The organism is Armatimonadota bacterium (genome assembly GCA_020354555.1).
Taxonomy (GTDB): Bacteria; Armatimonadota; Hebobacteria.
This window is the reverse complement of the sequence record CP070648.1, coordinates 3,610,694-3,613,211: the sequence shown is the minus strand read 5'-3', so window position 1 is coordinate 3,613,211 and position 2,518 is coordinate 3,610,694. Positions and strand designations below refer to the sequence as shown.

The 2,518-nt window shown below is 65.6% G+C and carries 4 protein-coding genes; all 4 read right to left on the bottom strand.

Going from position 1 to position 2,518, the window contains the following annotated elements; all coding sequences use genetic code 11:
• Positions 1–219: 219 nt before the first annotated feature.
• Entirely contained in the window at positions 220–612 is a 393-nt protein-coding gene (locus tag JSV65_14795; GenBank protein ID UCH33816.1) for an OsmC family protein, read from the bottom strand.
• A gap of 175 nt (positions 613–787) precedes the next feature.
• Positions 788–1,360 (bottom strand): rubrerythrin family protein, encoded by a 573-nt coding sequence (locus JSV65_14790; protein UCH33815.1) that lies wholly within the window; start codon positions 1,358–1,360, stop codon positions 788–790.
• Positions 1,361–1,498: 138 nt separating this feature from the next.
• Positions 1,499–2,155, bottom strand: coding sequence for a 4Fe-4S binding protein (locus JSV65_14785; protein UCH33814.1), 657 nt, complete (start codon positions 2,153–2,155; stop codon positions 1,499–1,501).
• Positions 2,156–2,178: 23 nt separating this feature from the next.
• The coding region (locus tag JSV65_14780; GenBank protein ID UCH33813.1) for a transcriptional repressor at positions 2,179–2,518 on the bottom strand (340 nt) is incomplete at its 5' end.

The following is a 2,518-nucleotide window of genomic DNA, read 5'->3' as shown; positions in this document are numbered from 1 at the left end:
GTGTCGATCAGGGTCACCTTGTCAGCGAGGATGAGGTAGGCGTTGTAGGTGCTGCCGCGGCTGGTGAGATAGCCGTGGAAATCGCGAACGCCCCAGTCGATCGCGCCGACCCAGAAGACGCGGTCGGTGAGGGGTGTGGCGTGCAGCGGTTCTGTCATATCTTGCTCCTCCGAGCGTTCCTAACGCAGATGATGGGAAGCGGGAAGCCGCCGAGCGCGCCTATTTGCCTGCCGTCAGGTCGAGGTTGATCTCGGGCGCGTGCAGCAGCGTGTTGTGGATCAGGCACGTTTCGGCGACGCGCTTGAGCACCTCGGTCTGCTCGTCGGTCAGCGGCCCCGGCATGCGGACGTTGATGTCAATGCGGCCGATCCGGTGCGGGTGCTCAACGATGTCCCAATCGAGGTCTATCTCCATGCCCTCGAAGTTGATGGCGTGACGGTCGGCGTAGGTCAGGATCACCGCGCCGATGCAACTGCCGAGTGAGACCATGAGCAGCTCAGGCGCGCTGGGGTACTCCTTGCCCCGCTTGGCGAAGGCGTCGCAGAAGACGCGTCCCGATTCGAGGTCGGCGCAGAAATGCAGGCCGCGGTGATAGCGTACGGTTGTCGCCATCGCTGGTGCCCTCCCGCTCGGCGCAGATGTCCTGTGTTTCAGTCTCTCCGCGCGCGCGCCTGCCGGTTCCGTGTCCGGTTGCCGGGCCAAAGCGCGCGGCATCGCACGCTCGCGGCATGACGCCGCCGGCCGACGCCCCACGCGGGCGTGGGACTCAGCCGGCGGCGCGGAGCGCTTACCAGTTCTCGGCGAGCAACTCGAAGTGAGCCTGGGGATGCGCGCACGCGGGGCAGACCTTGGGCGCGTCCGCGGCTTCGTGGAGATAGCCGCAGTTGCGGCAGCGCCACACAACGGGCTTGTCTTTCTTAAACACGGTGCCGGCTTCAACGTTGGCCAGCAGGTCGCGGTAGCGCTTGCCGTGCTGCTTCTCGGCGACGGAGATGGCATCGAAGATCGCCGCGACGTCCTTGAAGCCTTCCTCCCGCGCGACCGCCGCGAAGCCGGGGTACAATTGCCCCCACTCGTGCTCCTCGCCGGCGGCGGACGCCGCCAGGTTCTCGGCCGTGTTGCCGATGACGCCGGCCGGGAACGCGGCCTGGATCTCGACCTCGCCGCCCTGGAGCAGATTGAAGAAGCGCTTGGCGTGCTCCTTCTCCTGGTTGGCGGTTTCCTCGAAGATGTCCGCGATCTGGACGTAGCCTTCCTTCCGCGCCTCGCTCGCGAAATACGTGTAGCGATTCCGCGCCTGCGATTCCCCGGCAAACGCCTGCAGCAGGTTTCGTTCCGTCTTCGATCCCTTCAGCTCCACTTCGTCGCTCCTTTCGGTTCTCGTATTCTACCTTCGGACTGCCGCTCCATTGGCGAGCCCCCCTCACCAGGCCTCTCCCTGGAGGGGACCGGGGGATCGGGGATTCATCCGCCACAACGGCAGGAATTCATAACCCTACTAGAAATGCAGCACTTTCGCTGGGCACGCCAACTGACATTCAGGACACTTCAGGCAATCCGCGCTATCAAGCCGGCCGTCCTTGGTGTTGCCGACAATCCTGAGGTTCATGGGACAGGCCCGCTCGCAGGTTCGACAGCCCTTGCAGCCTTCCTCCACGTAGAGCGGGGCCTTGCCGCCGCCGACGGCGCTCTGCAATGTGCCCATGGGGCAGAACGCGCACCACGTGCGCGGGTGGAACGCGAGCGCCAGCACGATGCCGATACCGGTGGTGATGATGCAGATGCTAACGAACACCCGGCCCCAGTGGTACGCGTCAGCGGGATTGAGGCTGATGCGGTACACCATGAAGCCCATGAGGGCGCCGAACACCGGCCACCTGAACCAAGGGCTGCGCAGCCACCGCGGGATGGCGCTCCTGCGGCTGACATGCTTGATGACGCGGTCGAACAGCGCGCCGCGCGGGCACAGCCAGCCGCAGACGTACCTGCCCTTGACGAGCGCGCCGACGAACCCCATCAGCATCACCCCGGCGACGACGAATCCCAGCAGGGGATAGCGCAGGCCGCCGAAGATGGTGATGACGACGACGACCCAGATCAGCGATTGGACGATCAAGCGGCGCCGCGACCGCGCCTCGTAGTCAGCGTGCTCCATGGATTGCGTTGCTCCTCGGGCGATCAGCCAGCGTCGTCCACGCGCCCTTTCCGGCGCCGCGGCTCGGTCTTCGAGCATCGCCCGCACGATCCGGTGAACTCCAGCCGGTAGCCGAGCGCGTGGTAGCCGGTGATCTTGTGCAGGGCGCTGTCAATCGCCCGTAATGGTTTGATCGGTACGTCGTCCACGCGGCCGCACTTCACGCAGCGAACGTGATAATGCGAGGTCACGTCGCCGTCGAAGCGGCTTTGCGCGCAGCCCAGGCGCAACTTCCGTATCGCCCCGGAGGCGGACAGGACCTGGAGGTTGCGGTAAACCGTGCCGAGGCTGACGTGAGGCAGCCGCCGCCGCACCAACTGGTAC

What these genes read in the sequence shown, in the direction of transcription:
- JSV65_14795 (UCH33816.1), bottom strand. Translation starts at nt 612, where the DNA reads ATGGCGACAACCGTACGCTATCACCGCGGCCTGCATTTCTGCGCCGAC.
- JSV65_14785 (UCH33814.1), bottom strand. Translation starts at nt 2,155, where the DNA reads ATGGAGCACGCTGACTACGAGGCGCGGTCGCGGCGCCGCTTGATCGTC.